Origin of the sequence: Chakrabartyella piscis (genome assembly GCA_030067835.1) — a bacterium.
GTDB lineage: Bacteria > Bacillota > Clostridia > Lachnospirales > Anaerotignaceae > Chakrabartyella > Chakrabartyella piscis.
In genome coordinates, this window is record CP092441.1 from 2,613,724 (window position 1) to 2,634,998 (window position 21,275).

General features: G+C 39.1%; 15 protein-coding genes. 2 read left to right on the forward strand and 13 right to left on the reverse strand.

The window, feature by feature from the left end:
- Window positions 1-11: 11 nt before the first annotated feature.
- From MJY40_RS11830 to MJY40_RS11885, 12 genes are all read right to left on the reverse strand, one after another.
- A complete protein-coding gene (locus MJY40_RS11830; RefSeq protein ID WP_317854440.1) occupies window positions 12-371 on the reverse strand; it encodes a type II toxin-antitoxin system PemK/MazF family toxin in 360 nt (119 codons plus the stop codon).
- A 652-nt stretch (window positions 372-1,023) separates the two neighbouring features.
- Window positions 1,024-1,527, reverse strand: coding sequence for a sigma-70 family RNA polymerase sigma factor (locus tag MJY40_RS11835; RefSeq protein ID WP_317854441.1), 504 nt, complete (start codon window positions 1,525-1,527; stop codon window positions 1,024-1,026).
- Window positions 1,528-2,286: 759 nt separating this feature from the next.
- The gene (locus MJY40_RS11840) at window positions 2,287-3,933 is read right to left on the reverse strand and encodes an amino acid ABC transporter ATP-binding/permease protein (RefSeq protein WP_317854442.1); all 1,647 of its coding nucleotides are present in this window, start codon (window positions 3,931-3,933) and stop codon (window positions 2,287-2,289) included.
- Complete coding sequence (locus tag MJY40_RS11845) at window positions 3,930-5,651, reverse strand: ABC transporter ATP-binding protein/permease (protein ID WP_416387503.1); 1,722 nt, start codon at window positions 5,649-5,651, stop codon at window positions 3,930-3,932. The genes MJY40_RS11840 and MJY40_RS11845 overlap by 4 nt, the downstream gene beginning before the upstream one ends.
- A 238-nt stretch (window positions 5,652-5,889) precedes the next feature.
- Complete coding sequence (locus tag MJY40_RS11850; RefSeq protein WP_317854444.1) at window positions 5,890-7,203, reverse strand: ATP-binding cassette domain-containing protein; 1,314 nt, start codon at window positions 7,201-7,203, stop codon at window positions 5,890-5,892.
- Window positions 7,190-8,176 carry a FecCD family ABC transporter permease gene (locus MJY40_RS11855; RefSeq protein WP_317854445.1) on the reverse strand — a complete coding sequence of 329 codons (987 nt, stop codon included), beginning with the start codon at window positions 8,174-8,176 and terminating at the stop codon, window positions 7,190-7,192. The genes MJY40_RS11850 and MJY40_RS11855 overlap by 14 nt, the downstream gene beginning before the upstream one ends.
- 45 nt (window positions 8,177-8,221) lie before the next feature.
- Window positions 8,222-9,151: a heme ABC transporter substrate-binding protein IsdE gene (gene isdE, locus MJY40_RS11860; RefSeq protein WP_317854446.1), complete on the reverse strand. Its 930-nt coding sequence runs from the start codon at window positions 9,149-9,151 to the stop codon at window positions 8,222-8,224.
- Window positions 9,148-10,023, reverse strand: coding sequence for a heme-binding Shp domain-containing protein (locus MJY40_RS11865; protein WP_317854447.1), 876 nt, complete (start codon window positions 10,021-10,023; stop codon window positions 9,148-9,150). The genes isdE and MJY40_RS11865 overlap by 4 nt, the downstream gene beginning before the upstream one ends.
- A gap of 18 nt (window positions 10,024-10,041) precedes the next feature.
- On the reverse strand, window positions 10,042-10,818 hold the full coding sequence (locus MJY40_RS11870) for a helix-turn-helix domain-containing protein (RefSeq protein ID WP_317854448.1): 777 nt from the start codon (window positions 10,816-10,818) through the stop codon (window positions 10,042-10,044).
- Between the two features lie 56 nt (window positions 10,819-10,874).
- Window positions 10,875-12,377 carry an S-layer homology domain-containing protein gene (locus tag MJY40_RS11875; protein WP_317854449.1) on the reverse strand — a complete coding sequence of 501 codons (1,503 nt, stop codon included), beginning with the start codon at window positions 12,375-12,377 and terminating at the stop codon, window positions 10,875-10,877.
- A gap of 111 nt (window positions 12,378-12,488) precedes the next feature.
- Window positions 12,489-18,002: an S-layer homology domain-containing protein gene (locus tag MJY40_RS11880; protein ID WP_317854450.1), complete on the reverse strand. Its 5,514-nt coding sequence runs from the start codon at window positions 18,000-18,002 to the stop codon at window positions 12,489-12,491.
- Between the two features lie 70 nt (window positions 18,003-18,072).
- Window positions 18,073-18,282 carry an ErpK protein gene (locus MJY40_RS11885; protein ID WP_317853736.1) on the reverse strand — a complete coding sequence of 70 codons (210 nt, stop codon included), beginning with the start codon at window positions 18,280-18,282 and terminating at the stop codon, window positions 18,073-18,075.
- A 113-nt stretch (window positions 18,283-18,395) separates the two neighbouring features.
- Between MJY40_RS11885 and MJY40_RS11890 the strand changes: the two genes are divergently transcribed.
- A protein-coding gene (locus MJY40_RS11890; RefSeq protein WP_317853734.1) for an IS3 family transposase occupies window positions 18,396-19,507 on the forward strand; the annotation gives its coding sequence in 2 pieces (ribosomal slippage) (window positions 18,396-18,648 and window positions 18,648-19,507; 1,113 coding nt in all).
- Between the two features lie 15 nt (window positions 19,508-19,522).
- Complete coding sequence (locus tag MJY40_RS11895; protein ID WP_317856453.1) at window positions 19,523-20,209, forward strand: group II intron maturase-specific domain-containing protein; 687 nt, start codon at window positions 19,523-19,525, stop codon at window positions 20,207-20,209.
- Window positions 20,210-20,286: 77 nt separating this feature from the next.
- Here MJY40_RS11895 and MJY40_RS11900 read toward each other — a convergent pair whose 3' ends face one another.
- Entirely contained in the window at window positions 20,287-21,273 is a 987-nt protein-coding gene (locus MJY40_RS11900) for a DUF3991 and toprim domain-containing protein (protein WP_317854451.1), read from the reverse strand.
- Between the last annotated feature and the right edge of the window lie 2 nt (window positions 21,274-21,275).

A 21,275-nucleotide genomic window follows, 5' to 3' on the forward strand; every position in this document is an offset into this window, starting at 1 on the left:
AAAATCCCTCCTTATAGAAAATCAGAATTCAAACCAACGCTAATTTCCAGTGCCATGTTAATTTGTTTCAACTTATACTTTGGAACAGTACAAATATATTCTTGCAATCGCTCACGATCAATGGTTCGAATTTGTTCCAGCAATACACAAGAATGTACTTCCAACTTCGGTATAGACGATACCCTCACATGGGTAGGTATTGTCCTTTTCAATTTTGTAGTAATTGGTGCTACGATAACAGTTGGACTGTAACGGTTGCCAATGTTATTTTGCAAAATCAAAACCGGTCTGATACCAAATTGTTCCGAACCAACACCTGCACCCAGATTTGCATAATATATTTCTCCACGAGTGATTGTTCTTTCTTCCATAAGTACATCCCCTCTCTTTTGTTTTTCTCTTTGAACTTCTTCTTTGTATCCCTCTAATATCACAAACATAAGAACCAGTGATTTTTACACCACTGATTCTCATGGCTTCTAACATTAAGATTGTTGTTACATCCACCAAAACTGCAAGTGGTCAGCTTGCATCATGGGCTTCTCACCCCCAACAGGTTCTCCATCGGCTGCCCTCATTGCTTTTATTGCTGTGACTGGACAGAAGTATCATTATGCCATTGATGGTATTATTGCAAATAGACCACCATAGTCTATTTTTCAGGCAGATGTATATCGCTCGACACCTTACTTTTTCATAGAGATTTCTACAGGTATTTCTTGGTAAATCTTGGTAAATTCTCTACAGATGCTTCTTGGCGACATTCCTGATGTGCTTTTCCTTTTGGGACCATCAACTTTTGTATTTTGGTTTCTCATATGCAATTTTCAAAGAGCAATGAGAAGAATATAACGACAATACCGCATAGCTCTAATTGCAAAATTTGCGAGTAGATTTTTTCATCATAATTATCAAAAAACGCAGGCGATATCGGAAATATCGTCGAGTATTTTAGGTGATTTTGATGGGAAAATAAACCGCAAAGGTTGTAATTCGGAGTTGTGTGGTGTTGGCTAAACCCCCTCATATACTTAGCCGTTGAAACGAGCACTTGAACACCACTTTTTGCAATTTTTTTGAAATTTTTTTCATTCCCAGCTTTTCCAAGAGCTTTTTCAGCCTTTTACTCACCGTACTTTGTGCTTTTCCAATGCATTCTGCATACGCCCTTTGTGTAAGTTCCTTGCGAAACAACGCATCTATCAATTCCAACTCAACTACGTCCAATGTTTCCAACTCCCTGTTCAATTGTTCAATCCTTATATTTTTGATTGCTTCTTCTTCCACATTGTCCAGAGTGCCAAACTGGGCATTGGTATCCTCTTGCAATCGCTCCAAGGAATCTTCCCTACTGGGAATGAAATAAATCACTAATTTTTCTTCATTCTTATAAAACTTTTCTTCTTTCAAATCCTTTGTGAAATACGCCATCTTTCGGTCGCTTTCCTGCAAAAAATCAATGATTTCATCACTTACCCCTGGATATAAAGCTCTATATTCCTTTTTGCTCTTTCTTCTTTCCTCCATTGTTTTTCCTCCACTTCTACACTTTGATTGGATTTTTCAAAATGTTAGAAGCGGTGGTGAACGTACTTTTTCCTTCATATATGCAATACAAAACATACGCCTACCCCCTCACATCAGATGTAAAAAGGCAAAAAAACACACGTCAGAGAAATATCCTCAGACGTGTGTTAGGGAAATACCGCAAAGATTGCGTTTCATACCCAGCGGTGTTGCCCTAGTTTTGTGCGCAATAAGTCCGTGGATAGTTCACCTTAAGCACTAGAAAAAAATGCTTTTTTTGTGTTCTACTTTTGCCTTATTGCAACTCAGGCTTTATGATTTATGTATGCTTTCTTTATGAAAATGGTCTAGGGTAACACTGCATAACTCTAATTTCAAAATTTGCGAGTAGATTTTTTCATCATAATTATCAAAAAACACAGGCGATATAGGAAATATCGTCGAGTATTTTTGGTGATTCTGACGGGAAAATAAACCGCAAAGGTTGTGATAGAGAGTTGTGCGGTGTTGCCCTATTACTTTTTGAGAGCCATAAGGCACTGCTTACAGCCCCAAATGCTGGCTGTCTAATCTCAAATACAAAAAGAAATACCCCAATATTGAAAAAATCTCCAAATTGGTGTATGTCATATACAATCAACTTGGAGATTTTATTACAAAGAATTACAAGGAATTACAAGGAAGATTCCTTATACTCTATCTACTTTTCTATTTACTTTTTCTATTTACTCTTTCTATTTATTTTTTCTATTTGTTATTTCAACTCATTCTGCCACCATCCAGATGATAATTTACATCCGCAACACCAATGGTAGACGCTTTATGTGACACCATCAAAATGGTTTTGTCTTTTTTCGCTTCATGCAAGGATTTTAAAATCATCCCTTCATTCAAACTATCCAAGTTGGCTGTTGGTTCATCCAATAGGATAAAGTCGCCATCTTGCAAGAAGGCTCTTGCTAAGCCAATTCTTTGACGTTCTCCACCAGAAAGGCTTTCGCCAAGCTCTGCAACCTTTGTATCATATCCATCTGGCAAAATTGTAATGAAGTCATGTATGGATGCTTTTTGGGCTGCCACAACCATTTCTTCCTCTGTTGCATCTTCCTTTGCCAACAAGATATTTTCTCGCAAAGTCCCTTGGAATAAGTCTGTATCCTGTGTCATATAGCCTTCCATATCTCGTAGATGTTTCGTTTGGATTTCATCTATGTTTTCACCAGAAACAGAAACCACTCCTGATTCTGCACTCCAAAAACGCATAAACAACTTCAACAAAGTGGATTTTCCTGAACCACTGGCACCTGTCAAAGAAACCATCTGCCCTTTTTTCAATTCCATAGATACATCCAACAAAATCTGTTCTTTTCCATACGAAAAATCTATATTTTCTACTTTTGCACCTGTAAATTCTGGTGTTTTGCCTTCGTAGATTTCACTGGTTTGTGGTTGTTCTTCCAACAAATCCAGCACACGTTCTCCTGATGCAATGGTAGAAGTCAATGTTGTAGAAAGATTGGAAAGTGCAAGCACTGGTCCAAAAGAAGATGACAACATCAATGTGGTCAACAAAGTGGTTTGAAAATCTGATTTCAGATAAATATTCAATCCTACCATACACAAGGTCAATGCACTGACAAAGAAGCCAGACATACCAAAGTTCCAACCTTCTTGTTTCTTGATTTTGTGTTGCAATCCATTGATTTCTTCGGTCTTTTCATTGACTTCGTCCAATCGTTTTTCTGTGCCATTGTATTGCAAAGTTTCTTCCATGCCACGCAAGGATTCTAGGAAAAAGCCATTGAGATTACCTAGTTTATTACGAATATCCAAGCCATCTTTGTTGTCCTTTTGCCACAAACAGACAGGCAAGATATAGCCAATCACACCATAAGCAACCAAGGCAAAAATACCCAATCCCACATGGAAAGTGCCAATCACTGCCGACATAATCAAAGACACCACAATCGCAATGCAAACAGGTGCAATGGTATGTGCATAGAACACTTCCAAAAGTTCAATATCACTTGTGATGAGGGTGACCAAATCCCCTCTGGAACGAGTTTCCAACTTAGCTGGTGCCAATTTTCTAAGCACTGCAAAGAGCTTATCTCGAATCACCGCCAAAAGTTTAAAGGCAATGTAATGTCCACAAGTCTGTTCTGCATAGCGAAACACACCACGGAGCAAAGCACAAGCCAACACAATTCCACAGATGCTTTTGAATCCCAGTTGGAAATAGGATTCGCCCAAGGTGGTTAAAATCAATTCACCACCTAAGACAGTGATGGCGATGGCACACAAAAAGCCAATGGCACCAAAGGTAACACACAAAAACATGATGTGTGCCAAAGGTTTGACCAGTCCCAAAAGTCCAATCATTACACCAAAGCCACTTCGTTTCATATTGCCACCTCCCAAACTGCTTGTCCGTATCGTTCCAATTCCATTTGTGTTTCGTATAAGTTTTTATATTTCCCATCCTGTTCCATCAATTCCGCATGGGTTCCTGTTTCCAAAATATGACCTTTTTCCAATAGGAAGATGGTGTCGGAATTGACCACATTTTGCAATCTATGACTGATTTGGATGATGGTATGTTTGCCTTTCAATCCTTCGATGACTTCTAAAATATCAGCTTCGCTTTCAGAGTCAATGTTACTGGTTGCTTCATCAAAAATATAAATTCCACTATTTTTCAGCAAGGCCCTTGCAATGGCAAGTCTTTGTTTTTGACCACCAGAAAGGTTGGAACCTCTTTCCGAAATCATCATAGAAAGACCACCATTTTCTTTGATGAAGTCCAACAAATTCACCTTTTGCAATACATCTTCCATTTCTTCTTTTGTTGCTTTTTGGTTGGCAATTTGCAAGTTTTCTGCAACACTGCCTTTGAAGATATAGCTACCCAAAGAAACCACTGTCATCAAATCACTACGATTGGAAATGTTCGCCATATCCACGTTACCAATGGTAATTTTGCCTTGCTCATTTTTACGTCTACCACTGATGATATGGGAAATGGTGGATTTACCAGAACCACTTTCCCCTACAATGGAAACAAAGCTACCCTTTGGAATGTGCATATTGATGTCAAACAAAACCTGTTTTTCGCCATAGAAAAAGTTCATGTGTTCCAATGTAATATCGCCATTTCTTGCTATCACATCACCTTTATCTTCTTCTGGAATATCAAACAAACGAAACATTCTGCCACTTGCTGCAACACCATTCATTGCGATATGGAAGAAACTGCCCAAGGTTCGCATAGACAAGAAAAACTCTGCTGCCAATAGCACCATAAATATGGCTACCATCATAGAGATTTCACCTGCTCCATAGGTCATTGCAATGAAAATCATACCCAAAGCAGTACCGCCATAAGCCACCACATCCATCACTGTCACAGAATTCAGTTGCATGGTCAAAACACGCATCGTCACCTTTCGAAATTCCTCTGCTTCTTCGTTCATCTGCTTGTGCTTGCTTTCGTCTGCTTGGTAAATTTTTAAGGTGGTTAAGCCTTGTAAGTTTTCCAAAAAGCGGTCACTGAGCCCCATATATCTACCCCAATATTTGCTCAAAAGTTTTTTTGCAAACTTCTGCACTGCAACGATGGAAGCTGGAATCAGTGGCACACATACAAACAAAGCAACTGCTGTTTTCACTGAAAAATTCACATAGATACAAAACAATGTGACAGGTGCCAAAAAGGCATACACCAGTTGTGGAATGTAGTTTGCAAAGTAAATTTCCATTTGCTCCACACCCTCTGTTGCAAGCTGTGTCAATTCCGATGTTTTGAAATGCTCGTGATAGCCTCCACCCAATTTGGATAGTTTTTTGTATATCTTTTCTCTTAAATCTCGTTTCACCAACGATGCAATGTCATGGGATATGGAACTAATTCTTTTTGTAAAACCAAATCGCATCAATAGACATGGGATTGCAAATAAAATCCATTTGACATCCGCCGTATTTCCCAAAAACACATCTTCCAAAAGCTGTGCCAGACAAACATAAAATCCAATGCCTGCCACCAAAGAAAGCCAGTTCAAGCCCACCTTTTTTTGTATCAATTTTTTAGTACCGACCACTTCACCAAGTAGTCGCTTGTCAATCATCATAATTTCACCTCAATCTATAGGCAAGACGTTTTCCAATGCCTATTTTTTTCGTTTCGAATGCACAACCCCCGTCATTGCAGAGAATATCTCCACCACCTGTCATTCTGAGGAGCGTTTCTCAGTGACGAAGAATCTTGGTTTTCGGTATGTCGAGGACGCCACCCCCTACATTTTCTGAAATCCAACGGTTCGGTCAAGACCGAACCCTACAAATACAGGGTGTGTCCTTGTCGCTTTATTTCTTGGTTTTGACACAAAATCCAAAGCCAATGATGTGTGCAATCCAAACCACCAAAAGTGCAATCAATCCGTGGATTGTACCTCGCATAAAGAATGCTGCTACTCCGAGCAATACTGTCACACTACACAAAATTCGTCTTTTGGTTGCTATGGTCATACCTTCTTTTTTTGCAAAGGATTCCAAGTTGTCTTTATAAAGTTTCGTTCCTTTGAACCATGCGTTTAGTTTCTCTGAAGATTTTGCAAAGCATATGGCTGCCACAATCAAAAATGGTGTAGTTGGCAACATTGGCAATATGACACCAACAGAACCCAATGCCAAGGCAAGTATCCCCACAATCATAAATACAATTCGCATGATACGGCCAATCGGTTTGGAGGTTGCTTCTGCTGCAAAAAGCTGTATTTCTTCTGCTTCTTCTTTTGTTTCTTCTTTTGTTTCTTCTTTTGTTTGTTCTTCTGTTTTTTCTTTTGTTTTTGTATCTGTTTCTTCTATATAAATATCTTTTGTTGTATCCATTTCATTTTCCACCGCCACTTCTTGGTCAATCGCCAACACACAAAGGTTTCCCTCCACTTCAAACACAGGCAATTTTCTGCCATACAATTGATAGATGCTTTCTTGGTGAATCACTTCTTTTGGCTCTCCTTTGAACAAAACCACACCATCTTTCAACCCCATCACTTGATGGGAATAGGCTGCTGCTTGGTTGATGTCATGGAGTACCATCAAGATGGTGATGCCTTCTTCTTTGTTTAGTTTTTGTACCAACTGCAAAATATCCACTTGGTATTTCACATCCAAAAAGGTGGTTGGTTCGTCTAAGAAAAGATATTTTGTGTTTTGTGCCAATGCCATAGCAATGAATGCACGTTGTCTTTGTCCACCAGAAAGAGTCCCAATGGCACGTTCTTTGAGTGCTGTCAAATCTGTCAATTCCAAGGCACGATTCACTTGTTTTTCGCTTTCTGCATCCAAGGAAGATTGTAAAATCGAGGTGTATGGCAATCTACCATATCCCACCAATTTTTCCACGGTCAAATCGTCTGGTGCATTGTTTTTTTGGTGTACCATAGCCACTTTTTTGGCAAACTCTTTGATGGAAATATCTGCAATCGGCTCTCCATACAAAAGGATATTGCCCTCTTGTTGTTTCAAATTTTTGGAAAGCAAATTCAAAAGGGTACTTTTCCCAGAACCATTTGCCCCAAGAATGGTGGTGATTTTCCCATCTTCGATTTCAGCAAAAACACCTTGCAACACTTGCTGTGTTCCATAAGAAAAGGATAGATTTTCAATTTGTATCATGTTTGTCCCCCCTTCTCAAAAGCCAAATGAAGAATGGACCACCAAGAACACTCATAATGATGGCTGCTGAAATTTCATTTGGTGCTGCAATGATTCTGCCGATGGTGTCTGCCAAAAGAAGCAAGAAACCACCCAGTAACCCAGAAAATGGCACTAGAATTTTATGATCGCTCCCCATCAACTTTCTTGCAATGTGTGGTGCAATCAGTGCCAAGAATCCAACAATGCCAACCACTGCTGTGATGCCAGAAACCAAGATAACCGCCACCACAGAGATACCAAAACGCAACAAGTCTACGTTGATGCCCAAACTTCTAACAGTTTTATCTTCCAATGCAAGGATGTTGCAAGCTGGTGCAAAAATCAAAGCACCCACAATACCAATGACAGAATAAATGGTCAATACCTTTACATCATTCCATACCAGTTGGGACAAACCACCCACCACAACGGATACACCTGTTCTATTTGCCATTTGTCCTACAATTTCAGTCAAGCCAACCAAGACCGCAGAAATGACAATCCCCACCAAAATAATTCTAAGGGGATCGAGGCTACCTTTCCATGCTAAGGAATAAATCAGCAAAAAGGTTGCAAATCCACCGACAAATGCAAAGATGGGTGTTGCAAAATAGAACATTGGAAAAATTGCAGATACCAAAGCACTTGTGAAGGCTGCACCACCAGAAATACCGATGATACCAGGATCAGCCAATGGATTTTTCAGGATTGCTTGGAACAGCAAACCACTCAAAGCCAATGACGCACCACCTAGAAGTGCCACAATGATTCTTGGGAATCTTAAGTTATAAATGACGGTCACTCGTTTGTCATATGCCACAAACAAACCGTCGAATAGCTCTTTGTAGGTGACTTCGATGCTGCCCAATTTCATGGCGGTAAAGGTCAAAATCACAATCAGCACCGCCATAATCAAACAGCCAGCGATGCCAGCTCCTATTTTTTTATTCATCTTCTTACCTCATCACACAAAAGCATCATGAACGAATTTTCCATATCAATCAATAAAGCTTTCATATGTATCTCCATAAAAAATTTCTGTCAAGTCATCAAAGGCTTTTGTCCAAGCAAAGGTTGCACTCATGCCAAAGGTGTCATAATCCAATGCAAACACTTGGTATTCTTCCACTGCACGGAAGTTTTTCCAAATGTCATTGGTTGCAAATTCATCGGTGAACATTTCCATTGCCAAATCAGGCAAACCATGTGCTGTCAGCAAAATCATATCTGGATCCAGTGCCAATAATTCCTCTGTGTTCCAAGAAACAAAGTTTTCAATGGTATCCACTTGCACCACATTTTCTGCACCAGCAAGTTCCACCAAAGAACCTACATAGGAATTGGGTGTGCAAGCAATATACGCACCTGGAAGTCCCATCAAAACCAATACTCTAGGGGCAGTTTCGCCTTCCAATGCTTCTTGGAAGTTTGCCATAGATGCTTCGTATTCTGCCACAATTTGTTCTGCCACCTCTTCTTTTCCATACTTTTCACCAAGCATAGAAATGCTTTCATACAATCCATCTACACTTTGCAAGTCAATGAAAGTATATGGAATATCTGCTGCATCATATGTTGGCTTTATGGTTTCAATCAAGGTGTCTGGACCCACAACATCCGTTGGTTCCAACATAACAATTGCTTCTGTATCTGGTGACATTGCAGTGCCAACTGTAGGCAAATCCACATAGCTTTCTGGCAAATCCCCAGCAGTTTCAGAACGTGCAATGAGGTCAATGCCCAGTGCATCAAAAATCTGCATGGTTGCGTAAGATGTGGCAATCAACCTTGGTTCTTCCACTTCTTCTACCATTTCCGTCTCCACTTCTGCCGAGGTTGTTTCTGGTGCTTGGTTGACCACGCAACCAGCCAAGCCTATCGCCAAAGATGTCACGCCTAAAATCCCAAGGGTTTTCTTCAATTTCATTTGCCACCTCCAAGTTTCTTTTTGACAACAAGCATAAGAGCAGCCAATGCCACAACAATTCCAACTACCATAGGCAACGCACTCTTTTCTTCTGTTTCTTGAACTTCTTCCACTTCTGCAACATCTGTTGGTTCTTCTGTATTTTCTTCCTCAACAACTTCTGTTGTTTCTTCTTCCACAATTTCCACAGTTTCTGTCGCTTCTTCCACAACTTCTACTGTTTCTTCTGCAATTTCTTCAACTTCGACTTCTTCTTCAGCTGCTTCCATTGTTTCTTCTTCCACTACAACTTCTTCAGTAGTTTCTTCAAAAACTTCTTCCGCTATAATTCCTTCTGGTTGTTCCAAATTTGCAATGACATCTGCTGTTGCTGTCACCACAAAATCACCTGTATCGCTACTCAAAGTGCTTTCGTCCAAATAAATATACCAAAGTACATCTCTACCCATTGGTGTCACATACATAGTGGCTTTGATGGGTGCAAATGGATCTGCCACTTGGAAACGATAATCCACAGAATCTTCCATTGCATTTTCTGTCATAATGGTGTAGTTTACAGGTTGGTATTGGTCATATCCTGCATGGGTATAGAAAGAAACCTCTTTTGTATTGCTTTGGAGCAACAAACGAATGGTCACAAAGTATTCATCCCCAATTTTTTCCACCAAACCTCTTGTATCTGTTGCAGATCGACACATTCCTTCGCCAAGTGCTGCATTTGCTGTTCCACCATCATCAATATTGCCTGTGTCTGGATTGTAATAATCTGTGATGACATAGGCATAAAACGCACCATTATCCATAGCAAATGTTGGCACAGCCATACTCAAACACGCCACCAACGCAAGAACTAACATAAATATTTTTTTCATTTCCTTCTCCTTTTCCTGTCATCGCAAATTGAATATCATTTTTGCTTCCCCTTCAGGCATTGTGAAAATCCCCACAGAAGCACGAGCACGAATGGTAACCATACCAATCCCCTTCTTTTCATTGCACACTGCTGCAGAAAACGGAATATAGCACAAGCCATTTTCATCAATTTCCACTTCATGCCACCGTTTTTTGTATTGATACCAAAGACGTGACAACTGCCCTCGCAATAAATTTCTTTTTTTGGATCGGTATTCTAACTTTCTTGCTCGCAAAACCAACCACACTTCACCTTCCATTTCACATAAAGTTGCTGGTTTGATAAATCCTTTATCGCCCATAGACAATGTTTTTAAATCTTTTTTGTAGATATGAAAGTCTAAATCTCGTTCTGAAAAATCATCTATATCTGTTGGGTTTTTTGGCATTGCAATATCTCGGATATTTTTCGTCATTGCTTGCAAGGTTTCTTCTTCTAGGATTGTAACCAGCCTTCTGGCTTCTTTTTCCGCTTGCAGTGGTACCAACCTCAAACTGGTTTGCATCCATTTTGAAAATAATACCCCCCTTTCATACTTCTCTTGGATATACTCCAAGCCCAAAGGTGTTACAATGATTTCTTTATCCACTTGTTTCTCCAACATATCCTCTTTGATTAAATTTTCAATGATATGAAAAGCAGATGGTTTTGAAACTTCAAAATATTTTGCTGCACCTGCAAGAGTTCTGTCAACACCACTCACTGTGGCAAATAATAATAGATATTGTTCTTGTCTGGTTGTCAACTGTGCCACGTTACCATCCCTTTCAAAGCTGTATTTTCTCAGTGCCCCTCAGCAATTTTTCATAATCAACTTGTATAACTGACAAACATAGTTGCCACTTGCGCTCTGGTTGCTCCTTCTGTTGGTGCAAGTGTGGTTGCACTCATGCCATTGATGATGCCCATTGCATTCGCCCAAGCAAAAGCATCTTCTGCCCATGTTGCAATATCATTTGCATCTGTAAAGCCAGAAAGGTCAGCTCTCTCTGTTGCTCCACTTTGTGTCAATTCATAACGATACAACATAGTTGCCAACTCTTGTCTTGTGATGTTTTCAGTTGGTACAAAATCATTGTATCCACCAACAATACCTTCAGAAATCCCCCATGCAACTGCTTTTGCATACCACTGTGTTTCCGTTGTAGTAACTTCTGGAGTGCCAGCCACACGATACAAAACACTGATTGCCATTGCATTTGTCATGCTATCGTTTGGTGCAAATGTAGTTTCTGTAATGCCACTGAATAAGCCCAATTCTACAGCTTTTGCAACATTTTCTTTTGCCCAATGACTTGTCATATCTGTAAATTGTGTTGTTGTTTCTATAACTGGTGTTTCCACAACCACTTCTTCAACCTCTGGTGCTACATAAGATTTTTCGCCACCAACCACTGCAAATAACCCAAGGCTACGGCTGGAAATGGTATATTCATTATCCTTATACATACCACGCAAAACAGTTTTGGAACCATCATCATTGATACGATACAATTCAATTTCACTTGCGTTTGCATATTGGAACACAATTTCTACTGCTCCTGATGGTTCTTGTTCCACACCACTCAAGAGAGTGACTATTTTATACAAATCAAAATCTGTTGTTCCCAAAGCACTTTTTGCTGTATTGTAATCATCTCCGCTTGTGATTTCTACAATAGAAACGATTGCATCAGAAGCAACTGCTGTGGTATCTGCTTTAAATTCAATTCCTGTTGTTACATCTGTATATTCTACCTTTGAAACCTCTCCAGAACTCATTTCTGTATTGGGTACATAAATTTCCAAAGTGGTTGCTTCCATTTCATCCCAGTTGATACGCAATCTGGAATCCAAATAGCCTGTTCCCACAACAACGTCCATTGGTGTGTATGGTACTGACATTTGTAGTGGAATGTACTCAATGCCTTTCTTTGTCAAGTAAGAAGGCAATTCAATTTCAAAACTACTCAAATATTCCACCACATGATTTGTACCATCATTTTTGGTACCAGTTTCCATAATGTCTGTAGTCAAAATGGTTACATCTTCATAGTTGCCTTTGCCTGTTGTATCATATCTTGCTTTTGTAATGGCAGACATAAACCCACTGACATCCACTGGATTTGTGCCAATTTGCAAGGTGTTTTCATCTGGATTATAAAGTGCTTGTCCGTTGTTATCTGTTGCGATGTTCCCCATAGATGCTTGGTCGGAAACTGCGTTCCATAAGTCGATGGTCACCAACTGATTGTCAGCTGCAAACGCCACTGCTGATGATGAAATCATCACAGAACATACCAATGCACCCACTATTTTTCTACTTATTTTCATACAAATTCTCCTTTTCTAGGCAATGTGTGCCATTCATTTAATACACAACAAGCCATTCCCAGTTAAGAGAACAGCCTGCTGTAAATATATTGAATTTATTTAGGGACTTTCTTATTTTGCAAGATTTTCCAAAATTCTTGCCACTTGCGCTCTAGTTGCACCAGATTTTGGAGAAAGTTCTGTTTCGGATGTACCAGAAACAATTCCTTTTTCCACTGCCCAACCAAAAGCACTTGTTGCATAGCCTGCAATGTTTTCTGCATCCACATAACCAGAAAGGTCAGCTTCTGCACTCACATCTGCATCTTTGAATGCTGTGTATCTTTGCAAAATTGCAACCAATTGTTCTCTTGTTACAACATCATTTACACCAAATACATCTTCGCTGTAACCAGAAACAATGCCATTTTCTGCTGCCCACTGAACAGCTGTTTCATAGTACGCATCTTCTACAACGTCTGTAAATTCATACATACCTCTTGTAGTTGTGTATGGTTGATCTTCCATTCTCCAAAGAACAGTTACGAGCATTGCTCTTGTCATATCTTGGTTTGGAGAGAAGGTTGTTTCTGTTGTACCGCTGAAGATGCCATTTTCCACTGCAAATTCAACTGCACTAAAGAACCAATCAGATGCACTTACATCTGTGAATGGACTTTCCCAAACTTCCACAACTTCTTCATATCCAATCATGTATACAGACAATCTACCTGTTTTGAATCTTACTTCATTTGTATCTGCATCATGGGTGGTTTCTCTTGCTTCTTTGTTGCCTTCATCGTCTACATAATAAACAACAATGCCTTCAGAAACTTCTTCATCTGCCAATGTGTATGGCAATGTGAAGTACAAGCTACCACCATTAAAATCAGTGATTTTTTCGCCATCTACAAGGATAGAAAGTTCATATACAACTGCATCGCCAATGGCTTCTTGTGCTGCATCAGAAAGTTCATCTGTATCTGCTGCTGCGATTGCGATTGTAAATTCTTTGCCATCTGCTTGTTCGTGGATTGCTTGCATCGCTTCTTGGTCAATGGTCAATGTTTCTTTATCAGAATTGATGACCAAGGTTGCACCTTCTGTTTCAGACAAAACTTCCAAAGCATTTGCTGGCAATGTCACTTCCATACCTGTAGAAGTTGTTGTTGTTGGAATGGTGATGATGATTTCAACTGTTGCATCTTCATCTGCACCAATTGCATTTTCAATGGCAGCACTCATAGTTTCTTCAGAAACACTAGATTCGATTGTAGAACCATTTTGTGTTGCAGAAGCTGTGATTTCCACTGTTGTTTTGCCATCTTCTGTGACTGCATCCGCAACCGCTTCTTCTGTTTCCAATTCTTCTTCAGTTGTTACAGAACCAGCTGCAGCACTGCTATCTTGTTTCAAAGATGTATCAGATGTTTCTGTTGCATTTGTCCAATCCAATACCAATCTTGCATCAAAAGAGCCTACCATTGGAGAACCTGGAACAGTTACAGTAATCATATAAGAATCTTCTTGATCATCTGTATTGAATGCAAATTTCGCAATATAATCTTCGCCATTTGGCAAAGTTTCTGTTTCCAAGATTTGTACACTACTCATATTGCTATCGCCATAAACGCTACCAATACCAGCGGTAATATCTGCAATGGTAATTGGGTTTGTAGCAACTTCGATATAATAGCCATCATCTTCTACATAAACCAACGCATTACGATTGTTTTCAAAGGCAGAATCGCCCATAGAAAGTTGAGAATTTGTTGAATGCCAAAGTTCTACACCAACATAGTAATAACTGCCAACTTCCATTTCATCATTTGTACCAGTTGGAGGTGTTATTGTCCCACCACCACTGCCGCTATCATCACCATCTGTCAAATAAATCAACGCATCAATTGCATCACGCAAAGCCACTTGTGCAGCTGTTTGTTCTGCGAAAGTTGCATCTTCATTTGCAGCCACTGTTTCTGCTGCTGTTTTTGCTTCCAAGAATGTTTCAGATAGACTTGTTGGGAAATCACCTGTCACCACATTTGCAATTGCAATCACTTCATTGAGTGCATCTCCAATTGGTGGTTCTGGTGTTTCGTCAGAAGTTTTCTCTGCATTTGCCCAGTCCAAAGTCAACCAAGCATCTTGTGCATAATCGCCGCCGCCAATCAAATCCATGATTGGTACACGGAAGCGAACAGGCCATTGTGCATCATCGCTGACAAGTGTTGCATATCCTGTTGTAGGATAGTAATTGAAACCGCCTTCATTGTACACATCATTCAAGAAGTTTCCATCATCGTCCATAAGATAATCTGTGTATACAACTTGTGTTGTGGAACCACTAACAGAGGTGCCACTAAATGTCATATCTTCATCATAAAGCCACATTTGTGTCATATAGCCAAAGGAAGTATCAATGGTAACGCCCTCGAAATCAAAATAAATTGTTTTTACACCATCTTTGACCACAATTGTCACATCGCCATTTAAGCATTGATCTGCCATAGAAAGTTGATTTTCACTGGTCAAGTGGTAAACACTCAATGGAATACTATATGTACCATCTGCAAAACCTTCACCTGTGCCAGCCTGTGTCAAATCTTTCATTTCATGCAAGCAGAAATACCCAATTTTAGTAGTTTCAATGACATAGTAACCATTTTCAACACCAACCAATGTTGCTGTTACAGATGTATCTAAGTCGATACCACCTGTTCCTGTTCCACCCCAATAGGATAATTTGATTTGGTCTTCATCCCAACCGCTAGGAATTTTAAACTCCATGCGTACCGCTTGAGATGTTGTGCTGAATTGTGTACCACTTGCAGATTCATAATAATAATTGTACATCTGCATATGACCATCATTAACTAAATTAGCCAAGTTATTATAGAACAAGCTATATGCAGCCGCATCTTCTGTGTCAGAAGAGTTACTTGTAATTTCATACGCATTTAAGCTTGTTGTATCTGGCAAAATATTGCTGGTTGTCACAACTCTTGCACCTGTGGCGCTGTCTGTGATAATCACATCTTCCACTTCTTCCATTGTTGGATAGATATAAATCATTCTCACATTTGAATTTCCATCTGCCTGTACATAAATGGTACGTCCCAAAGCAATATCGGAAGCATCTGATAAATCAAATTCAAATACCAAACTATTGTCTGTCAATTTAAAAGTATCTTCTCCATTCCAAATGGTGATGGTTGCCGCATTCATCATGTCAACATAATCATCTGCAATTGCAACGGTCAATGTAGCGATATCATCCTCCACATCCCATTTTGCATTTTCAGTGACGAAAGCATCCACTGAAACACCATCTGCAATCGTTGTATTTTCATAGGCTTTGATTACTTTTAGTCCAACAGTGGAAGCTGCTCGGAATGCTTCCAAGTCAATTTTTTCCGCTGTTGTTTCACTAAAATCTATATATCCCATTCTGCTCGTCATATAGCCAGCAGAATATTTTGATTCGTATATCAAGCTCAATATATCACTAGACATATCCACCATAGGAACACTATAATCTGTATAGTTTTCATTAACTTCATAGTCTGTATCGTACCAATAGTGGTTATATGTTGCATCCCAACCAGCTTCTACTGCCGAATTGTACACCAAATCATCAATATTGATGCTAGGAAGAAAATTCTTGTCCCCAGATTGTTGACCAAATAGAGTTTCGGTGTCACTATAATACTCTTGGTTTAGAATTTGCATTCTTACATCCAAATCCGTATCCACTTTTCTAAATGTAACAGTATATTCTCCATTTTCCACTTCCAAAAATACCTGTCTACCAATTTCAGGATTATATAAACCAGGTGTACTGGTTTTGAGCCTTGAGTTGTACAGAACAAAATCAACAGCGTAAACACCGTCTTCAAATTCAGAAGTTGATGCACTTCCTGCCAATACCAACCCTTCTACCGCCGCAGTTAATGCTGTGATGTATAATTCCGCAACATTTTCTGGTAATGTTCTGATATCATCATCGCTTTGTGCCAACAAGTCGCTATATGAAGCAACTGCACTCCAGCTTTCTGCTGTGTAATCTTCTTCATTCAAAGCATTGATTTCCGCTATCAGTATAATTAATCGCTCAATTGAAGATGCTAATACTAATCCTTCTTTTGCTGTTGTTAATGCCGATATATATAGTTCTGCAACACTTTCCGATAATGTTCTGATTGCGTCATCGCTTTGTGCTAACAAGTTGCTATACGAATCAAACGCACTCCAACTTTCTGCTGTATAATCTTCTTCATTCAAAGCATTGATTTCTGCTATCAGCTCAATCAGTTTGTCTACTGATGATACTTCTGCCAATACCAACCCTTCTTTTGCTGTTGTTAATGCTGTGATATATAGTTCTGCAACACTTTCCGATAATGTTCTGATTGCATCATCGCTTTGTGCTAACAAGTTGCTATATGAATCAAACGCACTCCAACTTTCTGCTGTATAATCTTCTTCATTCAAAGCATTGATTTCTGCTATCAGCTCAATCAGTTTGTCTACTGATGATACTTCTGCCAATACCAAGCCATCCTTCGCCGCTGTCAGCTGAGTAAGATATCCCTCTGCTGCTGTTTCACTTAAAACATTTCTAAGAGATTCTTCGGTTTGTGCTAACAAAGTGGCATATGAATCAAATGCACTCCAGCTTTCTGCTGTGTAATCTTCTTCATTCAAAGCATTGATTTCTGCTATCAATACAACCAGCTTGTCTAGTGCAGTTGGTTCTGCTGAAACCAAGCCATCCTTTGCCGCTGTCAGCTGAGTAAGATATCCCTCTGCTGCCGTTTCACTTAAAACATTTCTAAGAGATTCTTCGGTTTGTGCTAACAAAGTAGCATATGAATCAAATGCACTCCAGCTTTCTGCTGTGTAATCTTCTTCATTCAAAGCATTGATTTCTGCTATCAATACAACCAGTTGATCTAGTGCAGTTGGTTCTGCTGAAACCAAGCCATCCTTTGCCGCTGTCAGCTGAGTAAGATATCCCTCTGCTGCCGTTTCACTTAAAACATTTCTAAGAGATTCTTCGGTTTGTGCTAACAAAGTAGCATATGAATCAAATGCACTCCAGCTTTCTGCTGTGTAATCTTCTTCATTCAAAGCATTGATTTCTGCTATCAATACAACCAGTTGATCTAGTGCAGTTGGTTCTGCTGAAACCAAGCCATCCTTTGCCGCTGTCAGCTGAGTAAGATATCCCTCTGCTGCTGTTTCACTTAAAACATTTCTAAGAGATTCTTCGGTTTGTGCTAACAAAGTAGCATATGAATTAAATGCACTCCAGCTTTCTGCTGTGTAATCTTCTTCATTCAAAGCATTGATTTCTGCTATCAATACAACCAGCTGGTCTAGTGCAGTTGGTTCTGCTGAAACCAAGCCATCCTTTGCCGCTGTCAGCTGAGTAAGATATCCCTCTGCTGCCGTTTCACTTAAAACATTTCTAAGAGATTCTTCGTTTTGTGCTAACAAAGTAGCATATGAATCAAATGCACTCCAGCTTTCTGCTGTGTAATCTTCTTCATTCAAAGCATTGATTTCTGCTATCAATACAACCAACTGGTCTAGTGCAGTTTCTGTCTCATTAATTTCATAAACAGTTGCATATATTCTCAACTTCCTGAAATTTACCCACTAAAACATTTATAGGTCTAGGACGTTTACAAAATCGTCCCAGACCTAATGTTTATTTACCTTCAAGAAACTTCAAAATGTCCTCGTAACTTCGTGTGCTATTCTCCATAGCTTCCAGTAACTCTTGTTTTTGCAGATCACTTTTCTTCTCCTGCAATGCAACTAACTCTGCTAGTGCTTCATCATATTTATCTTTACATTTGAATACATGTTCTTTAGCTCGTTCTATCTTTTCATCTATCGATATACTACGTCTTCCCATTTCTCTAATCCTCCTATGACTCTGCCAAAACAGCTTGGAATGGCTATACTTAACTAGACAGAAAAGATAAGGTCATGTAAAATAAAACTAATATAAAATAAGGAGATGATTACATGACTAAAAAACGACAACGAAGAGAATTTACAGAAGAATTTAAACAGCAGATGGTTCAATTATATAACAACGGAAAATCGAAAGCAGATATCAATCGTGAATACGATTTAACACCATCGGCACTGAATCGCTGGATACAGCGTTACAATGCTACTGGTTCTACAAAAGAAGCTGATAATCGCACACCAGAAGAAGCTGAACTCATCAAACTTCGTAAAGAGCTACAACAGCTACGAATGGAAAATGACATACTAAAGCAAGCGGCGCTGATATTCGGACGAAAGTAATTGTAATTCGAGCAAATCGACACAAATACTCTATATCAGCCATGTGTAAATGCCTTGAAATCAGCAGGAGTACCTACTATTACGAGGCTTCGTCCAAGAAAGATGATACGGAATTAGAACAAGAAATTGAACGGATTTTTTATGAAAATAAAGAAGTCTACGGAAGTCGTAAAATGAAAAAAGAGCTGAAGAAGTTGGGCAAACAGGTTTCTAGACGCAGAATTTGCCGCATTATGAAACGTTTAGGGCTAATTTCGGTCTATACCGTTGCCAAGTTCAAACCACAAAAGCAACAATGCAATGAGTCGCCAGTAAAAAACGAACTAGCTCGTCAATTTGATAACCAGCCTCCCAATGCAGTAATTGTTGGGGATTTGACGTATGTTCGAGTGAACTATAAATGGAACTATGTTTGTATCTTAATTGATTTATTCAACCGAGAAATCGTTGGATTTAGTGCAGGACTTCACAAAAATGCTCAGTTGGTATATGATGCTTTTGCAACAATCAAAGGGAATTTATCTGAAATCGAGCTGTTCCATACCGATCGCGGCAGCGAGTTTAAAAACTATCTCATTGATGAAATGTTAGATGTGTTTCAGATCAAACGATCCCTCAGCATGAAGGGCTGCCCCTATGATAATGCAGTTGCAGAAGCCAATTTCAAGGTATTCAAAACAGAATTTGTTCGAGGACGAAATTTCGTCAGTTTGGAGCAATTGAAGTTAGAACTTGCAGACTATGTGCATTGGTTCAATAACATACGTTTGCATGGCTCTTTGGATTATAGAACACCAGCCGAATATCGGGTACTGACCTTATAAAAATTGTCCAAAAAAGTGTTGACATTCCAGTTTGATTTTCTAGGATTTAATGTTAGGAAATTCAAAGGTGTACTACTTACACAACCATCTAAAAAAAGTGTAAAGAAGTTCCTAGATAATATTAGGTATGTAATTGATAGCAATAAATCTTGTACGCAAGAGACATTAATCAGGTTATTAAACCCTAAACTAACAGGTTGGGCAAACTACTATAGGTGTGGGGCTTCTTCAAGAACATTCCAAAGAGTGGATAACCAAATCTTCCAAAAGCTGTGGCAATGGGCAAAAAGACGACACCCTAAAAAAGGGAAACGTTGGATTGCGAATAAGTATTTTCATTTCTATAAAACAAGACGTTGGACTTTCTTAGTCAAGTCTATAAAGAATGGAAAGGTAGATATATTCCCACTGAAATTTGTGTTTGATACTAAAATTATTAGACATAAGAAAATAAAAGGGGAAGCCAATCCATTTGATGTAGAATGGAAATCATACTTTGAAGAACGAATGACCTATAAAATGCTTTTATCTCTAAAAGGTAGAAATTCATTGCTTTATATGTGGAATAAGCAGGAACGCAAATGTCCTCTTTGTGGGGAAGCAATTACTGCTGATATTCAATGGAATGTGCGAGAACAAAAAAAAAACGGACAAATAGTTCGTTACCTTGTGCATGACAAATGTTATAAACAACATCGTTAGTTGACTAGCCGACATCTGTATTGGCAGATGTTTAGAATTGCTTGAGCCGTGTGAGGGGAAACTCTCATGCACGGTTCTTAGAGGGGAAAGGGATAGTAATATCCCTGACCTACTCGACCTATCATTTTTTCAGCAACTATTTTGTACTGTTCTATCTTTGTATGTGGAACTGCTGATTTTGGTATTTCTCCATGTAGTTCTTTTAAATCCTCATTCCAATCTTTATTTTTAGACAACAAACGATTGATCGTATAGCCTTTTTCAGATAACATATCATAAAATTTATCATAGGTTTCAATGCCAGCCACATCATGGTCAATACAAATATGGATGTGCTTGATATTGTTCTGTTCTTCCAAAAATCTAAGCATTGCCTTGGGCGACAAGCCATCCAGCGACAAGTAGCTATTCCCTTTTTCTAAATCCTTTTGCAATGTCATAAAAGATAACATATCCACCGCACTTTCAAACACATACAGATGTTCATTGGTTCCACGATGACAAAATCCATAATTCATATCAGAACCTTTCACCGTTGAACGAAAGGAATTGTACGGACTTTTCGCACTTGCCGATTGGGGTATTCCATTTGGTTTCGTACCAACAAAAACGATGTTGTTAAATTGAAATCCTTGATAAATCTTTCCTTTGGAAACAAAAAAGTCTACAAATTCTTGGCGGATATATCGTTTACCCACCAAGTATTCATAGACTTTTTGATTGTATTTTGATTTTTCTGGAAGGATAAATTCTGGCTTTGGTTTTGTGTGATAGGACACTTCCATTTGCAAAGCGGTATTGTCCAACAACTCTGCCATTGCCCCTTTGAAATCCAAACCATAAAATTCTTCCAAGAACGAAATGGTATAGCCACCCTTTTGATTTTTGTGATCATACCAACGATTATTTTTGATGCAAACGCTATCGTGTTTCCCTTGGGAGTCATGGTAAATCCAACGAAACTCATTGCCAGATTGTTTCAATTCTTCGCCATGACACATAAGGTATTCTTCCAGAGAAATATTGTTCGCTTGTTCGATTTGCTCCTTTGTAAATTTTGACATAA

What these genes read in the sequence shown, in the direction of transcription:
- MJY40_RS11885 (WP_317853736.1), bottom strand. Translation starts at nt 18,282, where the DNA reads ATGGGAAGACGTAGTATATCGATAGATGAAAAGATAGAACGAGCTAAA.
- MJY40_RS11855 (WP_317854445.1), bottom strand. Translation starts at nt 8,176, where the DNA reads ATGAATAAAAAAATAGGAGCTGGCATCGCTGGCTGTTTGATTATGGCG.
- MJY40_RS11875 (WP_317854449.1), bottom strand. Translation starts at nt 12,377, where the DNA reads ATGAAAATAAGTAGAAAAATAGTGGGTGCATTGGTATGTTCTGTGATG.
- MJY40_RS11840 (WP_317854442.1), bottom strand. Translation starts at nt 3,933, where the DNA reads ATGAAACGAAGTGGCTTTGGTGTAATGATTGGACTTTTGGGACTGGTC.
- MJY40_RS11865 (WP_317854447.1), bottom strand. Translation starts at nt 10,023, where the DNA reads ATGAAAAAAATATTTATGTTAGTTCTTGCGTTGGTGGCGTGTTTGAGT.
- MJY40_RS11830 (WP_317854440.1), bottom strand. Translation starts at nt 371, where the DNA reads ATGGAAGAAAGAACAATCACTCGTGGAGAAATATATTATGCAAATCTG.
- MJY40_RS11850 (WP_317854444.1), bottom strand. Translation starts at nt 7,203, where the DNA reads ATGATACAAATTGAAAATCTATCCTTTTCTTATGGAACACAGCAAGTG.
- MJY40_RS11845 (WP_416387503.1), bottom strand. Translation starts at nt 5,651, where the DNA reads ATGATTGACAAGCGACTACTTGGTGAAGTGGTCGGTACTAAAAAATTG.
- isdE (WP_317854446.1), bottom strand. Translation starts at nt 9,151, where the DNA reads ATGAAATTGAAGAAAACCCTTGGGATTTTAGGCGTGACATCTTTGGCG.
- MJY40_RS11835 (WP_317854441.1), bottom strand. Translation starts at nt 1,527, where the DNA reads ATGGAGGAAAGAAGAAAGAGCAAAAAGGAATATAGAGCTTTATATCCA.
- MJY40_RS11900 (WP_317854451.1), bottom strand. Translation starts at nt 21,273, where the DNA reads ATGTCAAAATTTACAAAGGAGCAAATCGAACAAGCGAACAATATTTCT.